At 71.5% G+C, this 18,083-nt stretch carries 18 protein-coding genes and 1 pseudogene; 6 read left to right on the forward strand and 13 right to left on the reverse strand.

Features of this window, described 5'->3' with window-relative positions:
- The first annotated feature begins 317 nt into the window (after nucleotides 1–317).
- Complete coding sequence (locus ACQPXB_RS27495; RefSeq protein WP_432856805.1) at nucleotides 318–1,637, forward strand: YibE/F family protein; 1,320 nt, start codon at nucleotides 318–320, stop codon at nucleotides 1,635–1,637.
- A gap of 100 nt (nucleotides 1,638–1,737) precedes the next feature.
- Nucleotides 1,738–2,025: a hypothetical protein gene (locus ACQPXB_RS27500; protein WP_366576856.1), complete on the forward strand. Its 288-nt coding sequence runs from the start codon at nucleotides 1,738–1,740 to the stop codon at nucleotides 2,023–2,025.
- On the opposite strand, the gene ACQPXB_RS27505 is transcribed toward ACQPXB_RS27500, so the two are convergent.
- Together ACQPXB_RS27505 and ACQPXB_RS27510 are read right to left on the reverse strand one after the other, a co-directional pair.
- Nucleotides 1,997–2,653, reverse strand: a complete 657-nt coding sequence (locus ACQPXB_RS27505) for a hypothetical protein (RefSeq protein WP_366576858.1) — start codon at nucleotides 2,651–2,653, stop codon at nucleotides 1,997–1,999. The two genes, ACQPXB_RS27500 and ACQPXB_RS27505, sit on opposite strands and share 29 nt — an antisense overlap.
- Nucleotides 2,654–2,658: 5 nt before the next feature.
- Nucleotides 2,659–3,234 (reverse strand): MBL fold metallo-hydrolase, encoded by a 576-nt coding sequence (locus ACQPXB_RS27510; protein ID WP_432844926.1) that lies wholly within the window; start codon nucleotides 3,232–3,234, stop codon nucleotides 2,659–2,661.
- A 146-nt stretch (nucleotides 3,235–3,380) separates the two neighbouring features.
- Between ACQPXB_RS27510 and ACQPXB_RS27515 the strand changes: the two genes are divergently transcribed.
- Entirely contained in the window at nucleotides 3,381–4,268 is an 888-nt protein-coding gene (locus ACQPXB_RS27515) for a peptidylprolyl isomerase (protein WP_366576862.1), read from the forward strand.
- 18 nt (nucleotides 4,269–4,286) lie between these two features.
- Complete coding sequence (locus tag ACQPXB_RS27520) at nucleotides 4,287–5,072, forward strand: aminotransferase class IV (RefSeq protein WP_432844927.1); 786 nt, start codon at nucleotides 4,287–4,289, stop codon at nucleotides 5,070–5,072.
- 27 nt (nucleotides 5,073–5,099) lie between these two features.
- Here the strand turns inward: ACQPXB_RS27520 and ACQPXB_RS27525 are convergent, their stop codons facing one another.
- Nucleotides 5,100–5,879, reverse strand: a complete 780-nt coding sequence (locus ACQPXB_RS27525; protein ID WP_366576865.1) for an enoyl-CoA hydratase/isomerase family protein — start codon at nucleotides 5,877–5,879, stop codon at nucleotides 5,100–5,102.
- 73 nt (nucleotides 5,880–5,952) lie between these two features.
- On the opposite strand from ACQPXB_RS27525, the gene ACQPXB_RS27530 reads away from it, so the two are divergent.
- Nucleotides 5,953–6,816 (forward strand): alpha/beta fold hydrolase, encoded by an 864-nt coding sequence (locus ACQPXB_RS27530; protein ID WP_432844928.1) that lies wholly within the window; start codon nucleotides 5,953–5,955, stop codon nucleotides 6,814–6,816.
- Here ACQPXB_RS27530 and ACQPXB_RS27535 read toward each other — a convergent pair.
- The 8 genes from ACQPXB_RS27535 to ruvC all read right to left on the reverse strand — a co-directional run bounded on the left by ACQPXB_RS27535 (nucleotide 6,792) and on the right by ruvC (nucleotide 15,992).
- A complete protein-coding gene (locus tag ACQPXB_RS27535) occupies nucleotides 6,792–9,155 on the reverse strand; it encodes a RelA/SpoT family protein (RefSeq protein WP_432844929.1) in 2,364 nt (787 codons plus the stop codon). The genes ACQPXB_RS27530 and ACQPXB_RS27535 overlap by 25 nt on opposite strands.
- A 178-nt stretch (nucleotides 9,156–9,333) precedes the next feature.
- Nucleotides 9,334–9,852 (reverse strand): adenine phosphoribosyltransferase, encoded by a 519-nt coding sequence (locus ACQPXB_RS27540; protein WP_386944998.1) that lies wholly within the window; start codon nucleotides 9,850–9,852, stop codon nucleotides 9,334–9,336.
- Between the two features lie 5 nt (nucleotides 9,853–9,857).
- The gene (gene secF / locus ACQPXB_RS27545; protein ID WP_386944996.1) at nucleotides 9,858–11,126 is read right to left on the reverse strand and encodes a protein translocase subunit SecF; all 1,269 of its coding nucleotides are present in this window, start codon (nucleotides 11,124–11,126) and stop codon (nucleotides 9,858–9,860) included.
- A 1-nt stretch (nucleotide 11,127) separates the two neighbouring features.
- Nucleotides 11,128–12,882, reverse strand: a complete 1,755-nt coding sequence (gene secD, locus ACQPXB_RS27550) for a protein translocase subunit SecD (RefSeq protein ID WP_432844930.1) — start codon at nucleotides 12,880–12,882, stop codon at nucleotides 11,128–11,130.
- A gap of 205 nt (nucleotides 12,883–13,087) precedes the next feature.
- The gene (gene yajC / locus ACQPXB_RS27555; protein WP_386944994.1) at nucleotides 13,088–13,516 is read right to left on the reverse strand and encodes a preprotein translocase subunit YajC; all 429 of its coding nucleotides are present in this window, start codon (nucleotides 13,514–13,516) and stop codon (nucleotides 13,088–13,090) included.
- A gap of 155 nt (nucleotides 13,517–13,671) precedes the next feature.
- Nucleotides 13,672–14,754, reverse strand: coding sequence for a Holliday junction branch migration DNA helicase RuvB (ruvB, locus tag ACQPXB_RS27560; RefSeq protein WP_386944992.1), 1,083 nt, complete (start codon nucleotides 14,752–14,754; stop codon nucleotides 13,672–13,674).
- A gap of 3 nt (nucleotides 14,755–14,757) precedes the next feature.
- On the reverse strand, nucleotides 14,758–15,354 hold the full coding sequence (ruvA, locus tag ACQPXB_RS27565; protein ID WP_366576876.1) for a Holliday junction branch migration protein RuvA: 597 nt from the start codon (nucleotides 15,352–15,354) through the stop codon (nucleotides 14,758–14,760).
- Nucleotides 15,351–15,992, reverse strand: a complete 642-nt coding sequence (gene ruvC / locus ACQPXB_RS27570) for a crossover junction endodeoxyribonuclease RuvC (RefSeq protein ID WP_255638075.1) — start codon at nucleotides 15,990–15,992, stop codon at nucleotides 15,351–15,353. The genes ruvA and ruvC overlap by 4 nt, the downstream gene beginning before the upstream one ends.
- 74 nt (nucleotides 15,993–16,066) lie before the next feature.
- On the opposite strand from ruvC, the pseudogene ACQPXB_RS27575 reads away from it, so the two are divergent.
- Nucleotides 16,067–16,512, forward strand: a pseudogene (locus tag ACQPXB_RS27575) (cupin domain-containing protein).
- A gap of 34 nt (nucleotides 16,513–16,546) precedes the next feature.
- Here ACQPXB_RS27575 and ACQPXB_RS27580 read toward each other — a convergent pair.
- Nucleotides 16,547–17,068, reverse strand: coding sequence for a DUF4262 domain-containing protein (locus tag ACQPXB_RS27580; protein ID WP_360604007.1), 522 nt, complete (start codon nucleotides 17,066–17,068; stop codon nucleotides 16,547–16,549).
- 213 nt (nucleotides 17,069–17,281) lie between these two features.
- Complete coding sequence (locus tag ACQPXB_RS27585) at nucleotides 17,282–18,037, reverse strand: YebC/PmpR family DNA-binding transcriptional regulator (RefSeq protein WP_360604005.1); 756 nt, start codon at nucleotides 18,035–18,037, stop codon at nucleotides 17,282–17,284.
- Between the last annotated feature and the right edge of the window lie 46 nt (nucleotides 18,038–18,083).

An 18,083-nucleotide genomic window follows, 5' to 3' on the forward strand; every position in this document is an offset into this window, starting at 1 on the left:
GCCGCCACACCGGCGAAACTCCGCTGCCACCCACCCGCCGCGCCCCAGGGCAGGCACGCCGCGACAGCGAAACCCCGCGCACCACCAGCGAATCCTGGCCACCCGACACCGACGGCGGCTCGCCGTCCACAGGCCGCCACACCGGCGAAACCCCGCTCCCACCCACCCGCCGCGCCCAGGGACAAGCGCGCCGCGACAGCGAAACCGCGCACGCCCCAAGCGAATCCTTCTCACTCGACGCCGAGAGCGGCCGGCCGGCCACCGGCCGCCGCACCGGTGACACGCCTCCCCCCACCGGCCGCCGCCCTCGCACCGCCGTGAGCCCGGGCGACGCGCCGGAACCCGACGCCACCCCCGAACCCACCGCCCGCAAGGGCCTCCGTGCCGCGCTCACCGCCCAAGCGCACGGCCACGGTCATGGGCACGGACATGGCCACGGCCCCGCCGCCCCTGCCTCCACCCGGGTGCGCAAGCTGCTCATGGTGCTGCTCATCCCGCTCGCCCTCGCGACGGTCGTCGGGATGATCGTGCTGTACCCGTGGGGCAAGGCGTCGCCGACGAGTGTGGTGCCGCAGGGCACGCCGGTGCAGGCGTCGATCACGGCGACCGCCACGGGGCCGTGCCTCGCGAACGGCCAGGTGCAGGTGGGCGCGGACACCGATCCCGACCAGAAGCCGTGCCTCACCGTCGACCTGACGATGACCGACGGCCCCGGCAACGGGAAACCGCTGCGGCTCATCGTGCCGATCGAGCCGAGCACGCCGCGCTTCTCCACCGGCGACGACGTGGTCCTCGCCTACAACGGCGGCAACGCCACCGACCCGGCGTCGTTCCAGCTCGTCGACTTCCAGCGCGGCACGCCGCTCGTGCTGCTGGCCGCGCTGTTCGCCCTCGCCGTGCTGGTCCTCGGCCGCTGGCAGGGGCTCGCGGCGCTCGTCGCGCTGGTGCTGAGCTTCGTGGTGATCGTGCTGTTCGTGCTCCCCTCGATCCTCGCCGGCGAGAACCCGCTGCTGGTCGCGATCGCGGGCGCCGGCGCGATCATGTTCGTCGCGTTGTACCTGACCCACGGGCTGTCGGCGAGAACGTCGGTCGCGGTGCTCGGCACGCTGGTGAGCCTCGCGCTGATCGGCATCCTGTCGGCGATCTTCTCCGTCGGCGCCTCCCTCACCGGCCTCGACGACAGCACGTCCACGCTCATCGGCTCGCTCGGCCACGGCATCGACGCGCGCGGCCTGCTGCTCGCCGGCATCGTGATCGGCGCGCTCGGTGTCCTCGACGACGTGACGGTGACGCAGACCAGCGCCGTCTGGGAGCTGCGGCGCGCGAACCCGGCGCTGGGCTGGCGCGAGCTCTACCGTTCCGGCCTGCGCATCGGCCGGGACCACGTCGGCTCGGCCGTGAACACCCTGGTGATGGCCTACGCCGGTGCCGCGCTGCCGGTGCTGCTCTACTCGTCGATCTCCGGCGTCGGGCTCGGCGCGCTGCTCGGCAGCGAGGACATCGCGTCGGAGATCATCCGCACGCTCGCGGGCTCCGTGGGCATCGTCGCGGCGGTGCCGGTGACGACGATCCTGGCGGCCTTGATCGCGGCGCGCGAGCCCGTCGACCACCTCGTGAGCACCACGAATACGCCGTAGTCACACCAGTAACACAGCGAACCCCGGCCGGAACCCGACCCGGTGGCTGCGGTACGAAGTCCGCGACCGAGGCGAGTACATCCGTACCCGAGGAGGGGTCGTGTTCTCAGCCGTACTGGCGGGACCGCGGGTCACCGTGCACCTGGTCCGGCGGTTGTTTTCGGCGGTGCTGGAGGCGGCCGAGACCGTCCCGCGGATCGCGACCGCGCTCGACGACGTGCGGGCGACGCTGCGCCACCTCGAGCGCCTGCTCGCCTACGTCGCCGAGGAGCTGCCGGACCTCGCCGACCAGGTGGAGCAGATCCGCGCGCGCGTCGACGGCATGGAAGAGGCCTCGAAGGACCGCGTCACCCCGGCGGTCACTCCAGCGTCGCGACGAAGCGGCTGACGGCTTCCATCGGGAACCGCTGGATGTAGCGCCCGGCCGGGGCGGCCGACGCGAGCCGGTACAGCGGCCGCTCGGCCACGGCGTCGCCGCGCGCTTCCGACCGCAGCTCCGCGACCAGCAGCTCGGAGAACACCAGACCGTTCGCCTCGGTGTTGTTCAGCAGCGCGTCGGCGACGCGGCGCAGCTGCAGCGCACCCAGCTCGCGCCCGCCCGTGCCGGCGAACACGGCGAGGTCGACCTTCACGGTCTTGCGCCGCTTGCCCGCGTTCACGAGCAGGCTCACCGTGCGGGTTCCGCGCACGTCGCCGATCACGATGTCGAGCCGCTCCGCCTCGACGAGCCCGATACGGCGGACGCCCCACGTGCGCACCACCAGCGTCGTGCCTTCCAGCCAGATCCGGCGGCGCAGCGTGTACAGCACGATGTACAGCAGGGGAAGCGCCACGACCACCGCGACGATCAGGCCGGCGAGCTGGCCGCCGATCAGGCCCGCGATGCCCCCGAACGCCGCGGCCACGATCACCGCGCCGACGAACCCGGACCACGCGCGGCGGCGCGTGAGCTTCGCGTCCTCGGCGAACAGCGGCAGCCGTTCCGGGGCGCCCTTGACGCCGTCCTGCTCGGTCATGCCCGTCACGCCTCCGCCACCGTGAGCGCGGGGTTGGTCGCGCGTTCGCGCCCGATGGTCGTGGCGGGCCCGTGGCCCGGCAGCACGACGGTGTCGTCGGGCAGGGTCAGCAGCTTCGTGCGCAACGATCTCTCCAGGTCGGCGCCGGAGCCGTCGGAGCGCCCGATCGACCCGGCGAACAAGGTGTCCCCCGTGAGCACCAGCCTGCCACCTTCGCTCGCCTGCCCGGCGAACGCGACCGACCCCGGCGTGTGGCCGGGCAGGGCCACGACGTCGAGCACCAGACCCGCCACTTCGAGCGAGCCTTCGGCCAGCGGCACCGACGGTCCCGCGAACCACTCGCGGTCGGCCGGGTGCAGGTGCAGCGGGAGGTCGTGGCCGGCGGCGCCGGCGACGTGGTCGGGGTGACCGTGGGTGGCGAGCAGCGCGACCGGCGTCAGCCCGTGCTCGGCCAGCGCGGCCGCGAGCGGTTCCGCGGACTCCTGCCCGGGGTCGACCACCACGCACTCGCCGCCGGACGCGGGGGCGAGCAGGTAGCAGTTGACGCGCAGTGGACCCGCGGCGAACCCGACGACGAGCACCAAACCCCTCCAGTCCCGGTGTTTGCGAAGCGGCGCCGATCACGATCGGATCGAGACTAGCGGCCCCTGTACAGAGTCCTCACAGGCTGTGCCCATACACTGCCGCTACCTCAGACGTGTGACATCGAGCCTGAACTGGAGGGCGGGTGGCGACCAACCAGCAGCGCCGTGAAGCCGCTAAGCGGAAACTCGAGCGGCAGATCGAGCGCCGGCGGGACCGGGCCAAGCGACGCAAGATCGTGGGCGCTGGAGTGGTCGGCGGTGTCGTCCTCATCGTGGCCGGCGTAGTCGTGTGGGTCGTGAACAGCGGCGGTGGCGACGATGCCACCGCGGCCGCCACCCCGCCGCCGTCGAGCTCGGCGCCGCCGGTGCCGACCGTCGGCCAGATCCCGACGCAGCGCACGGCGCTGCCGACGCGGCCGAAGGCCCTGCCGAACCCGACCACGTGCTCGTACCCGGCCGACACGACGAGCGCGCCGCCGCCGAAGAAGACCACGGCGCCGGACGGCAAGAACGTGTCGTCGCAGGGCAAGGTCGACATCACGATGAAGACCACCGTCGGCGACATCCCGATCACGCTCGACCGCGCGCTCGCGCCGTGCACCGTCGAAGCGTTCGTGAGCCTGGCGAAGCAGGGCTTCTACACCGACACGATCTGCCACCGCCTCGGCGTCACCGACCTGCAGATGCTGCAGTGCGGCGACCCGAACGCCAAGGGCGACGTGACGACCGACGGCACCGGCGGCCCCGGCTTCACCATCCCGGACGAGTTCATCGACGGCGAGAAGTACGGCCGCGGCATCCTCGCCATGGCCAACACGGGCCAGCCCAACTCGGGCGGCAGCCAGTTCTTCATGGTCTACGGCACCGCCGAGCTGCCCCCGAACTACACCATCTTCGGCAGCATCTCCGACGACGGCCTCAAGGTCCTCGACGCGATCGCCAAGACGGGCATCGGCACCGTCGGCCAGGACGGCGCGACCGGCGAGCCGAAGAAGCAGGTCAAGTTCACGGCCGTCAACGTCGCGGCCTGATTGTTCTCTCGAGGCTCAGTGTCCTTCCCGTTCGAGCTGAACGGCGCCGAACCCGGCGCCGTTCAGCTCGCTCGTTTTCTGGGCGGCTACGGCCACTTCACCGCGATGCAGGTCCGCGCCGGCCGAGTCCGCGGCCTCGACCTGCACCTCACGCGCCTGGCCTCGAGCACTCGCCTGCTGTTCGGCAGCGAACTCGACCTCGATCAGGTCCGCGGCTACGTCCGCAAACTCGTCGCCGGGCAGGGCGCGCTGTCCGTGCGCGTGCACATCTCTTCCTACGCCGGCGAAGAAGCTCCCGTCATGGCGCCCGAAATCCTCGTGCGCACCGGTCCCCCGCACGAGCACGTCGCCGACCCGATCCGGCTGAAGTCGGTGCGGTATGAACGCGACCTGCCCGAGGTGAAGCACACCGGCACGTTCGGCCTGATCCACCACTCGCGCCAGGCCGCGCTCGCGGGCTACGACGACGCGGTGTTCATCGACCACAGTGGACACCTCAGCGAAGCATCCATCTGGAACCTCGGGTTCCTCGAAGGCGACACCATCGTGTGGCCCGAAGCAGCGGTGCTGCCGGGCATCACCTACCTGCTGCTGAAGGAACGGCTGGGCGCCGCAGGCGTCGCGCAGGTGACCCGCCCGGTCCACCCCCGCGAGCTCTCCGGTTTCGACGCCGTGTTCCTCACCAACTCCGAAACGATCGGACGGCCCGTCGCGTCGGTCGACGGGGTGGCGTTGCGCAGCGATCCGGCGGCCGCGCGGCTGCTGACCGAGGCGTACGAAAGTGCGCCCTGGGACGAGATCTGAGCGGCGCCCCCAGCGCCCTCAGCGTGCTCAGCGGTACGTGAACTTCGGCGGCCGGCGGTTCAGGAACGCGTCGACGCCCTCCGCGTAGTCCTCGCCGTGCAGGGCGGCGAGGCGGATGGCGTCCACTTCGTCGTCCGGGGTCTGCTGGCCCGCGACGATCTTCTCGATGATCCGGTTCATGCCGCGGATCGAGGCCTGCGAACGCGAGCACAGCGTTTCCACGAAGGCCGCGGTGGCCGCGGTGAGGCCTTCGGCGGCGTGGAGATCGTTGACGAGGCCGATCTCGCGGGCGCGGACGGCGTCGATGAGCTCGCCGGACAGCAGGAGGTACCGGGCGTTCGCGGGGCCGACGAGGGAGACCAGCAGGCGGGTCGAGTCGAAGTGGAAGACGATGCCCAGCTTGGCGGGCGTGATGCCGAAGCGCGCGTCTTCCGAGGCGAAGCGGAAGTCGCACGCCACCGACAGCTGGCAGCCGCCGCCGATGCAGTTGCCCTGGATCATGGCGACGGACGGTTTGCGCATCGAGGTCAGGGCGGCCACGGCGCCGTCGACGGCCTTGTCGTAGGTGGCCGCGCCGTCGGCGGTGGAGCGCAGGTCGCGGAACTCGCTGATGTCGGCGCCGGCCGAGAAGTGCTTGCCCGCGCCCGTGAGCACGAGGACCTTGAGCGCCGGGTCGGCCTCGACCTCGGCGACGACGCCCGGGATGGCCGACCACATGTCGTAGGTGATGGCGTTCATCTTCTCCGGCCGGGCGAACGTCAGCCGCGCGACCTCACCGTCGCGCGTGAACTCGAATCCGTCGGTCATGCCAGCACCCTAGCGGGATCGCCCTGCGCGAAACCCGCGTCTGTGACCAGCTCGCCGCGCTAGCGTGGCCGCCATGGGGATGATCGAGGTCGACGGCGTGCGGTTCGGCTACGACGAGGCCGGCGAAGGCCCGCCGGTGGTACTTCTGCACGCCGGACTCGCCGACCGGCGCATGTGGGATCACCAGTTCGCGGCCCTGGCCGAGCACCACCGCGTGATCCGCTACGACCGCCGCGGCCACGGCGACTCGCAGGCGGCCGAAGGCACCGTCTCCCACCACCGCGACCTGCTCGCGCTGATGTCCGCGCTCGGCATCGACCGGGCCGCGCTCGCCGGCTCGTCGATGGGCGGCGCCTACGCGCTCGACGCCGCGCTGGCCGCGCCCGAACGCGTCACCCGGATCGCGCTCGTCGGCGCCGGGCTGTCCGGGCACGAGTGGCCCGAGCCCATGGCGTCGGACAGCCGTGAAGCCATGCTCGCCGCGGTGCCGCGGGAGAAGCTCGAGCGCTACCTCGACCACACCGCCGAACGCGTCGACGAGGAGGACGTCCGGGCCATCGCCGACGCCAACGTCCGCTACCTCGTCGTCGGTCCACATCGGACACGAGCGGACGTGGGCCAGGACTTCTACACCCGCGCCCTCACCCTGTGCGAGGGCGTCTACCGCCGTGAGTGGACCGATCCGAAGTGGACGGAGGACGTCCCGGACACCCGCCACCGCCTCGCCGAGATCACCGCGCCCACGCTGGTGATCATCGGCCTCGCGGACGGCTCAGGCCTGCTCGAACTGGCCGACCGGTTCGAGCACGAAATCCCCGGTGCGGCCCGGCTCGACCTGCCCGACACCGGCCATCTGCCGCCGATGGAGCGCCCCGCCGAAGTGACCGAGGCGCTCCGTTCGTTCTTCGCCGATCAGGAAGCCGACGTGACCCGGTAGACGTCGTACACACCCTCGACGCCCCGCACCACCTTCAGCACGTGGCCGAGGTGCTTCGGGTCGCCCATCTCGAACGAGAACCGGCTCACGGCCACGCGGTCGCGCGAGGTCGTGACCGACGCAGAGAGGATGTTGACCTTCTCGTCGGCCAGCACCTTGGTGACGTCGGACAGCAGCCGGTGCCGGTCGAGCGCCTCGACCTGGATGGCCACGAGGAACACCGACGAGGACGACGGCGCCCACTCCACCTCGACCAGCCGCTCGGGCTGGGTGCGCAGGTCGTCGGCGTTGGTGCAGTCCGTGCGGTGCACGCTCACGCCGCCGCCGCGCGTGACGAACCCGAGGATCTCGTCGCCCGGCACCGGGGTGCAGCAACGGGCGAGCTTGGCCCACACGTCGCTGGCGCCCTTCACGATCACGCCGACGTCGTTGGACCCGCGCCGCCGCGTGACGGTGGACGGCGTGGCCCGCTCGGCGAGCTCCTCCTCCGCCTCGTCGACGCCGCCGATGAGCGCGACCAGCCGCTGCACCACGTGCTTCGCGCTGGTGTGGCCCTCCCCCACGGCCGCATACAGCGAGGAGATGTCCCCGTGGCGCAGCTCCTTGGCGACCGAGCCCATCGACTCCGCCGAGACGAGCCGCTGGATGGGCAGCCCGACCTTGCGGATCTCCTTGGTGATTGCTTCCTTGCCCGCGTCGATCGCCTCGTCGCGGCGCTCCTTCGCGAACCACTGGCGGATCTTCGCGCGCGCCTTCGGCGAACCGGCGAACTGCAGCCAGTCGCGGCTCGGGCCGGCGTTCTCCGCCTTCGACGTGAAGATCTCGACGTTCTCGCCGTTCTCCAGCTTGCGCTCGAGCGCCACGAGACGGCCGTTCACGCGGGCGCCGATGCAGCGGTGCCCCACCTCGGTGTGCACGGCGTAGGCGAAGTCGACCGGCGTGGAATCCGCCGGCAGCGTGATCACGTCGCCCTTCGGCGTGAACACGAAGATCTCGCGCGCGGCCAGCTCGTAGCGCAGCGATTCGAGGAAATCACCCGGGTCCGCGGCCTCACGCTGCCAGTCGAGTAGCTGGCGCATCCACGCGATCTCGTCGACGTCCATCGAGTTGCCGCTGTGGGTGCCCTTGGTTTCCTTGTACCGCCAGTGCGCGGCGATGCCGTACTCGGCGGTGCGGTGCATCTCGTAGGTGCGGATCTGCACCTCGAGCGGCTTGCCGTCCGGCCCGATCACGGTGGTGTGCAGCGATTGGTACACGCCGAACCGCGGCTGGGCGATGTAGTCCTTGAACCGGCCGGGCACGGGCTGCCACAGCGCGTGGACGACACCCATGGCGGCGTAGCAGTCGCGCACGTCCTCGACGAGGATCCGCACGCCCACCAGGTCGTGGATGTCGTCGAGGTCGCGCCCGCGCACGATCATCTTCTGGTGGATCGAGTAGTAGTGCTTCGGCCGGCCCTCGACCTTCGCGGTGATCCGCGACGACACGAGGTTGCCCGTCAGGTCGGCGATCACCTTGCGCAGGTAGGTGTCGCGCGACGGTGCGCGATCGGCGACGAGCCGCACGATCTCGTCGTACTTCTTCGGCTGCAGGATCGCGAACGCGAGGTCTTCGAGCTCCCACTTGACCGTCGCCATGCCGAGGCGGTGGGCCAGCGGAGCGAGCACCTCCAGCGTCTCGCGGGCCTTGCGGGCCTGCTTCTCCGGCGGGAGGAACCGCATGGTGCGCATGTTGTGCAGCCGGTCGGCCAGCTTGATCACGAGCACCCGCGGGTCCTTCGCCATGGCGATGACCATCTTGCGGATCGTCTCGGCCTCGGCCGACATGCCGAGCTTGACCTTGTCCAGCTTGGTGACGCCGTCGACGAGCTCGCCGACCTTGTCGCCGAAGTCGGCCTTCAGCTGGTCGAGCGAGAAGCCCGTGTCCTCCACGGTGTCGTGCAGCAGCGCCGCGACGAGCGTGGTGGTGTCCATGCCCAGCTCGGCGAGGATCGTGGCCACGGCGAGCGGGTGCGTGATGTACGGGTCGCCGGACTTGCGCCGCTGGTCGCGGTGCAGCTCCTCGGCGACGTCGTAGGCGCGCTGCAGCAGCGCGAGGTCCGCGTTGGGGTGCAGCTCGCGGTGGATCACGGCGAGCGGCTCGAGCACCTGCTTCACGGGCGCGGCCCGCTGGGCCGTGATGCGCCGGGCCAGCCGGGCTCGCACCCGGCGGGTCGCCGACGGGTTGGGCGCGGCCCCGTTCGCCTTCGGCGGCGGTACCGACTGCGCACCGCGCGCACCGGAGCCATCCTTCGCGAGCACCGGCTTCGCGGGCACCGCGGCGTCGAGCTCTTGGCTCACCCGCACCTCCTGCTGCTCGTGCGGCCTTCGAACCCCCAGGGTAGCCGTTCGACCGCGTGGCCTCGCCGCCTACGTCCGATCGGCAGACGGCGCGCCGCCGAGTACCGGCGGGACCACGACTTCTTCAACGCAGCACGCGCGTCCCGGCTTCCCGGCCGTTCGCGCTGGTGACGCGGGGTCAGACGACCTGCAGCGCCTCGACCCGGCGGCCCGCCAGCACGCCGCGGCCGCCCAGCGCCGCGAGCTCCAGCACCACCGACACGCCGTCGACCACGGCGCCGGCGTCTTCGAGCAGCTTGGCCGTCCCGGCGACCGTGCCGCCGGTGGCGAGGACGTCGTCGATCACGCCGACGCGCTGGCCGGGGTGCACGACGCCGGCCGGCAGCTCCACGCTGGCGGTGCCGTATTCGAGGGCGTAGTCGACCCGGCCGGCCACCGACGGCAGCTTGCCGGGCTTGCGGATGAGCACCACGCCGAGGCCGCGGGAGTACCCGACGGCCGCGGCGAGGAGGAAACCGCGGGCCTCGACGCCGGCCAGCAGCTCGACCCCGGGGGTGAGCGTGCCGGCCAGCGCGTCGACGACCGTGGCGAACCCGGGGCCGTCCGCGAAGAGCGGGCTCAGATCGCGGAACAGCACGCCGGGCTCGGGAAAGTCCGGCACCTCGGCGATCAGGCCGAGGGCCTTTTCCAGCTCCATCCGGCTCAGCGCTTCCGCTTCGCCGACGACACGCCGCCACCGGCGCGGCGCGGCTTGTTCTGCGGACGCGCCTTCGGAGTGCGGGCCGGGACGCCGGCCGCCGCGGCCATCGCCTTCTCCTTGCGCAGCTCGGCGGCCAGGGCGTCGTCGTCCGTCGCGTCGAAGTCCTCGCCCTCGGCCTCGCGAGCGGCGGCCTTGGCCCGGCGGGCCGCGACGCGCTGCGCCTGCTGCTGGTACTTCGGCTCACGCATCTTGAAGTCGACCAGCAGCGGCGTCGCGAGCGCGACCGACGACAGCACGCCGACCAGGGTGCCCGTCAGCTGCACGAGCGCCAGGTCCTGCAGCGTGCCCGAGCCGAGCAGGACGTACCCGACGATGAGCAGGCCGAGGATCGGCAGCAGGGCGATGAACGCCGTGTTGAAAGACCGCATCAGCGTCTGGTTCAACGCCAGGTTGGCCGCCTCGGCGTACGTGCGGCGGGTGAGGCCGAGCAGGCCGCGCGTGTTCTCGCGGACCTTGTCGAACACCACCACCGTGTCGTACAGCGAGAACCCGAGAATGGTCAGCAGGCCGATCACCGTCGCCGGCGTGACCTCGAAGCCGACGAGCGAGTACACGCCCGCCGTGACCACGATGTCGTGGATCAGCGAGATCAGCGCCGCCGCGGCCATCCGCGTGTCGAAGTAGATCGCCAGGAAGATCACCACGGCGACGAGGAAGACCGCGAGCGCGATCAGCGCCTGCCGCGAGATCTCCCCGCCCCACGACGCGCTCACCGCGCTGTCGCTGATGGCCTGCGCGCTCGGCTGGCCGTTGGTGCCCTCGGGCGCCAGGTCGGTGAACAGCTGCTGCTTCACCTTCGTGACCTGGTCGACGGGCAGCGCCTCGGAGCGGATCTGGATCGTCTTCGCGTTGCCGGTGCCGACGCTCTGGGTCTCCGACGGCTCCTTGCCCAGCGCCTTGGTGAACGACTCGGTCACCTGCGAAGTGGTGATCTCGCCGTGCGCGCCGTGGGCGGGCAGCTGGATCTGCGTACCGCCCTCGAACTCGATGCCGAAGTTGAAGCCGCGGATGAGCATCGAAAGGATGCTGACGAGCACCAGCGCCGCGAAGAAGATGTACCAGCGCTTGCGCGCGCCGACGATGTCGAACGCGCCCGTGCCGACGTAGAGCCGGTGGAAGACGCTTTCCTTCTTGCCGGACGGGGTCTTGCCGGACGGGGTGGCCTTGCCGGCGCCCGCCTCGGCGTCCGTGCCCAGGTCTTCGACGCCCACGTCAGGCCTCCTTCACGTTCGTGCGGCCGACGGCGGGGCGGGCGGACCTGCGCTCCGAGGCCAGGCGCTGGACGGCACCGAGGCCGAGGTTGCGGGGGTTGGACAGGAACGTCGACTTCGACGTGGACACCATCGCCACCAGCGGGTGCGTGACGAGGTAGACCACCACGAGGTCCAGCACCGTCGACATGCCGAGGGTGAACGCGAAGCCCTGCACGTCACCGACCGCGATCACGTACAGGATCGCCGCGGCGAGGAAGCTGACCGCGTCGGACGCCAGGATCGTGCGCCGGGCGCGAGCCCAGCCGCGCGGCACCGCGGAGCGGAACGTGCGCCCTTCCCGGATCTCGTCCTTGAGCCGTTCGAAGTAGATGACGAACGAGTCCGCCGTGATGCCGATCGCGATGATCAGGCCGGCGATGCCGGCGAGGTCGAGCGTGTAGCCGATCCACCGGCCGAGCAGGACCAGCACCGCGTAGATCAGCAGGCCGGACAGCGCCAGCGACAGGATCGTGAGGATGCCGAGCAGGCGGTAGTAGATCAGGCAGTAGATGAAGACCACGATCAGGCCGATCGCGCCGGCCAGCAGGCCCGCCTGCAGCGACGCCGAGCCGAGCGTCGCCGACACGGTGGTGGCGTCGGAGGAGTCGAACGACAGCGGCAGCGAGCCGTACTTCAGCACGTCGGCGAGGTTCTTGGCGTCGGCCTGCGTGAACTGGCCGGTGATCTGCGTGTTGCCGCCGAGGATGGCGCCCTGGATGGTCGGCGCCGACACGACCTGCGTGTCGAGCACGAACGCGGCCTGTGTGCCGACGTTGGCGGAGGTGAAGTCGCCCCAGGTCTTGCTGCCGGAACCGTTGAAGGTCAGGTCGACGACCCATTGGCCGCGCTGCTGGTCGTAGTTCGAGTTGGCGCTGGAGATCTCGGTGCCGGGCAGGAACTGCGGGCCCAGCACGTACTTCGTGGCGTCCTTGTCACCGCACGCCACCAGCGGCTTGTCCGAGAGGTCGTTGCCCTCGAGCGGGTCGCCGACGTTCGGCGCGCAGGTGAGCGAGGCCAGGGCGGCCTGCTGCGCGGCCTGCGCCTTGGCCTGGTCGGTCGAGACCAGATCCGGGTTCTGCCGGATCGCCTGTGCCTGCTGGATCGGCGTCTGCGCCTGGCCACCGGCCGCCGGCGTGTTCGAGGCCGGCGGGGCCGACGGCGTGGTGCTCGGCGGCTGCTGGGCCGGCGCACCGGCCGCGCCACCGCCGCCGTTCGGCGTGCTCGACGGCGCGCCCGAGGAGGGCGGCGGGGCCTGGCTGCCCGAGGGGGGCGCCGCCGTGCCCGAAGCCGGCGGGGCCGCCGGGTTGCCCGAGGCGGGCGGTGCGGCCGGGGTGTTCGGCTGCGAGGTGATGACCTTGCGGAAGCCGAGCTTCGCGGTCTGGCCGAGGGACTTCGCCTGGTCGCCCTGCGCGCCGGGGACCGTGATCACGACGTTGTTGCCGTCGAGCACGACCTCGGTGCCCGCGACACCGATCCCGTTGACGCGCTGTTCGATGATCTGGCGCGCCTGGTTCAGCGAGTCTCGCGTGGGCTGGCCGCCGTCCGGCGTCCGCGCGGTGAGCGTAACCCGGGTGCCGCCCTGCAGGTCGATGCCGAGCTTCGGCGTGGGCTTGCCGCTGCCGGTGAAGAACACCAGGGCGTAGAGCACGACCACGATCAGGGCGAAGAAGGCGAGATAGCGTCCCGGGCGGAGATGCCCGGCCGATGGTGCCACGGTGCTTCGGTCTCCTCGGACTGGGTGGACCCCAACTGGTTCGGTGAGCGAGCCGGGACGGTGCTCCCGGCACGCTGCTGGGCATGACTATGGCGGCGGACACGCACGCAGCACCGAGACAGTACTCGGTGCTGCGTGAGCCCTGCGTTCGCCCGTACCGACTTTCGTCGGCTACGCGCGTGTCACTGCCCGGGGAAGAAGCAGGTCACTTCTTGCCGTGCTCCAGCGGGGGCGCGATCTGCGCACCGGACTTCTCGCCCTCGTCCGCGATGGACTCCTGGGCGGGCGCCTCGGCGGTGGTCGAGGCGACGCCGCCGACGGTCTCGTCGGCGGTGTCCTCGGCGTCGACCTCGGTCTCGTCGGTCTCGACGGCCGGCTGCACCTTCTCGCGGACCGCGATGCGCAGCCACGTGGTGACGACGCCCGGGGCGATCTCGATGTCGATGGTGTCGTCGCCGGAAGCGTCGGCGACGGTGCCGTAGAGGCCCGAGGTGGTCATCACGCGGTCGCCGGGGGCGATGCTCTTCTGCAGGTCCTGCTGGGCTGCCTGCTGCTTCTTCTGCTTGCGGGTACCGAGGACGAGCGGCACGGCCACCACGACCAGCAGCAGCAACGGCAGCAGTAAGTTGTTCATGACTCTCCATTCGACGGACGTCGCGTCGTCGGTGCTTACGTCCGGTTTTGACGGATGTGCTGTCTTCGAGTGTGCCAGGTGCTCGCGAAATCGCCAGCACCCACCGTCCGTTGCGCTCCCGCCGGCCGGTGTCCGACGTCCCCGTCAGCCCTGGTTCAGCTCTGGTCGAACAACGTGGGACCGCCCTGGTCCGGCCGCCCTGCGTCAGGCGGTGGCACCAGGCCGAGGTGCTCCCACGCGGCCGCGGTCGCGACCCGGCCACGCGGAGTCCGGGCGAGCATACCCGCGCGGACCAGGTAGGGCTCGCAGACCTCTTCCACCGTGGTCGCCTCCTCACCGACGGCGACGGCGAGCGTCGAGATGCCGACCGGTCCCCCGCCGAACGAGCGGGTCAGCGCGGTGAGCACGGCCCGGTCCAGCCGGTCGAGACCGAGTTCGTCCACGTCGTAGACCTTCAGCGCCGCCCGCGCGACGTCCCTGGTCACGGTGCCGTCGGCGCGGACCTCGGCGTAGTCGCGGACGCGGCGCAGCAGGCGGTTCGCGATCCGGGGCGTGCCGCGCGAGCGGCGGGCGATCTCCGAGCAGCCGTCGCGGTCGATGGGGATGTCGAGGATCGTCGCGGCGCGGCGCACCACGAGTTCCAGCTCGGCGTCGGAGTAGAACTCCATCTGCCCGGTGAAGCCGAAGCGGTCGCGCAGCGGCCCGGTCAGCGAGCCCGACCGCGTGGTGGCCCCGACCAGCGTGAACGGCGCGATCTCGAGCGGGATGCTCGTGGCGCCCGGTCCCTTGCCGACCACGACGTCGACGCGGAAGTCCTCCATCGCGAGGTACAGCATCTCCTCGGCGGGCCGGGCGATGCGGTGGATCTCGTCGATGAACAGCACGTCGCCGGGCGCGAGGTTCGACAGCATCGCGGCCAGGTCGCCCGCGCGTTCCAGCGCCGGACCGGACGTGATGCGGATGGCCGCGCCCAGCTCGGCGGCCACGATCATCGCCATGCTCGTCTTGCCGAGGCCGGGCGGGCCGGACAGCAGCACGTGGTCGGGCGGCACGCCGCGGCGCCGGGCGCTCTCCAGCACCAGCTCCAGCTGCTCGCGCACGCGGGGCTGGCCCACGAACTCGTCGAGCTTGCGCGGCCGCAGGGTCGTCTCGACCTCGCGCTCGCCGTTCTGCGAGAGCGCGGAGAGCGTCTCGTCGGAGTCGCTGCCGGCTTCGAACTCGGTCACTTCGTGGTCCACCGGCTACCGCTTGCGCCCGAGGGTGGCCAGCGCCGAGCGCAGCACCGTGGCGGTGGTGTGGCCGTCGCCCTCGGCCAGCACTCGGTCCACCGCCTGCTCGGCCTGCTTGGCCGGGAAACCCAGTCCTGCCAACGCTTCCACGACCTCGGCGCGCAACGCGCCGGGCGCGGACACGGCCGGCATCTCGCCGGTGCCGCCGAGCGCGGTGACCTTGTCGCGCAGCTCGAGGCTGAGCCGTTCGGCGCCCTTGCGGCCGATGCCGGGCACCTGCGTGAGCACGGTGATGTTGCCTTCCACGAGCGCGGCGCGCAGCTTGTCGGGCTCCAGCACGGCGAGCGTGGCGAGCGCGAGCCGCGGGCCGATGCCCGACACGGTCTGCAGCAGGCCGAACAGCTCGCGCGCGTCTTCGTCGGCGAACCCGAACAGCGTCAGCGAGTCCTCGCGCACGACCAGCGCGGTGTGCAGCCGCACCTGCTCGCCGCGGCGCAGCGTCGCGAGCGTCGCCGGGGTGGCCTGCACGGCGAAGCCCACGCCGCCGACCTCGACCACGACGTGGTCCAGGCCGACGGACAGCACTTCACCGCGTACGGAGGAGATCATCGGGGTGCTCCAGTGTCGTCCAGCTTGCTGGGGGTCCGGCGGGCCGCGCGCCGCACCGGGGTGCGGGTGGCGGCGCCCGCCTGTTTCGCGGCGGCCGCCAGCTTGGCCTTGTGCGCGCGGGCCAGCTCGGCCGCGCGCGCCTCGGCCTCGGCGAGACGGACGCGCATCGGCTCGCGCCAGAGGTGGCAGATGGCCAGCGCCAGCGCGTCGGCCGCGTCGGCGGGGTGCGGCTTCACCTCGAGGTTGAGCAGGCGCATCACCATCCCGGTGACCTGTGCCTTGTCCGCGCGGCCCGACCCGGTGACCGCGGCCTTGACCTCGCTCGGGGTGTGGAAGACGACCGGCAGCCCGCGCCGGGCCGCGGCCAGCGCGACGACGCCGCCCGCCTGCGCGGTGCCCATGGCCGTGCGGACGTTGTGCTGCGCGAACACGCGCTCGACCGCGATCGCCTCGGGCTTGTAGCGGTCCAGCCAGACCTCGACCTCGTCGGCGATGCCGAGCAGCCGGTGGGCGAGATCGTCCTCCGGCGGGGTGCGCACGACACCCACGGCCACCGCGCGGACGACCCGGCCCTTGCCACCGTCGACCACGCCGAGACCGCACCTGGTCAGACCGGGGTCGACCCCGAGCACCCGCACACCTTCTCCTTCGCCCGCGCGAACATCCGTTCGAGGTGCAGGCTACTGGGCGGGGGCCCGGCAGGATGGTCGCCATGCCGCAGCCGCCGGAATTCATCCGCCACCTGGGTCTGTCGCCGCTGCCCGTCGAAGGCGGCCTCTTCGCGCAGAGCTGGCGTTCCGAAGAGGGGTCCGCGATCTACTACCTGCTGGTGGCGCCGCAGTTCTCGGCGCCGCACCGGCTCGACCGCGTCGAAGTCTTCGTGCACCACGCCGGAGCGCCGGCGCGGATGCTGCTCCTGCATGCGGACGGCACCGTCACGCGGCCGGTGCTGGGCACCGACGTCGCCGCGGGCGAACGGCCGCAGGTCGTGGTGCCCGCCGGCACGTGGCAGGCGACGGTACCGCTGGGCGAGTGGTCTCTGCTCGGCACCGTGGTGGTGCCGCCTACACCGACGACTGCGTGGAGTTCGCCGACGTCGAGACGCTCGCCGCGCGGTTTCCCGGCGCGGCGGCGGATCTGCGGGCCTTGCCGCGGTGATCAGCGGCCGGCGGTGATCACCGGCCGTGGCTGATCACGGGCCGTCGACGCCGGGGGTCCAGCTTTCGGGCACACCGCTTTCCGTGAGCACCGGCTGCCACTCGGCGAACCCTTCGGGAGCCGTGTCCTGCCAGGGGAAGTGCCCGTCGGCCGTGGCGACGAGGACCTGCAGTGCCGGGAAGTCGCCGTCCGGGTAGACGAGGAACGCCGAGCCGAAGTACTCCGGGTAGTGGCCCTTCGCGACGCGTTCGAACACGACGGCACTGCCCTGGAAGAAGTCGTCGTAGCGCTTGCCGACCTCGAAGATCTCGCCGTTGGCGGCGCGGTCGACGTACGCGTCGAGCAGGATCGGCCCCAGGTCGCCGGGCAGGCCGACGACCACGGCCTCCGGCACGTTGTGCAGCGCCCACGCGCAGGCGGTGAAACAGAAGCCGGCGCCCTGGTCGTCCTGCGGGACCGCGATGACCGCGTTGCCCCGTTCCTTCGCCTGGGACTCGATCCAGTCGATCAGGCGCTGCTCTTCGGCGGTGAGGGCTGAGGTCGTCACGGCGGCCATTGTGCCGTACCCGCGCGGCTGAGCCCAGTGCCGACAGCCGCGAATTTCCGGGCACAGCAAGGAATCCGACTACGCTCCGCTGATCACACGAGAAACGGCCCCGGCCGGACGCGGACTCTCCCGCACCCGACCGGGGCCGTTCGCCGGCACGCTCTACTCTCGGTGTGCCGCCGAATTCCTTGCCGCGGCGGGAAAACCCGCCGCGGGCCGACGTCAGTCGACCGAGGCCATGACCTCGTCCGACACGTCGAAGTTCGCGTAGACGTTCTGCACGTCGTCGCAGTCCTCGAGCGCGTCGATCAGCTTGAAGACCTTCTTCGCGCCGTCGACGTCCAGCGGCACCGAGACCGTCGGGAGGAACGTGAGCTCCGCCGACTCGTACTCGAACCCGGCCTCCTGCAGCGCCTTGCGCACCGGGACCAGGTCGCCGCCCTCGGAGACGATCTCGAAGCTCTCGTCGAGGTCGTTGACCTCCTCGGCACCCGCGTCGAGCACGGCCATGAGGACGTCGTCCTCGGTCGCCTCGCCCTTGGGCATGATCACGACGCCCTTGCGGTTGAACATGTACGCGACGGAGCCCGGGTCGGCCAGCGAGCCGTTGTTGCGCGTGAGCGCGGTCCGGACCTCCATGGCGGCACGGTTCTTGTTGTCGGTGAGGCACTCGATCAGCACCGCCACGCCGTTGGGCCCGTAGCCCTCGTACGTGATGTTCTGCCAGTCGGCACCACCGGCCTCTTCACCGGCGCCGCGCTTGCGCGCGCGCTCGATGTTGTCCTGCGGGACCGAGTTCTTCTTCGCCTTCTGGATGGCGTCGTAGAGGGTGGGGTTGCCGTCGGGGTCCCCACCGCCGGTGCCGGTCCGGGCGGCCACCTCGATGTTCTTGATCAGCCGGGCGAAGAGCTTGCCACGCTTCGCGTCGAGGTTGGCCTTCTTGTGCTTCGTCGTGGCCCACTTGGAGTGGCCGCTCATCTTTCCTCCATTTGTTCCGCGTGCCCCCGACTCGCGTCGCGCGCAC

Origin of the sequence: Amycolatopsis sp. CA-161197 (assembly GCF_050942255.1) — a bacterium.
Classification (GTDB): domain Bacteria; phylum Actinomycetota; class Actinomycetes; order Mycobacteriales; family Pseudonocardiaceae; genus Amycolatopsis.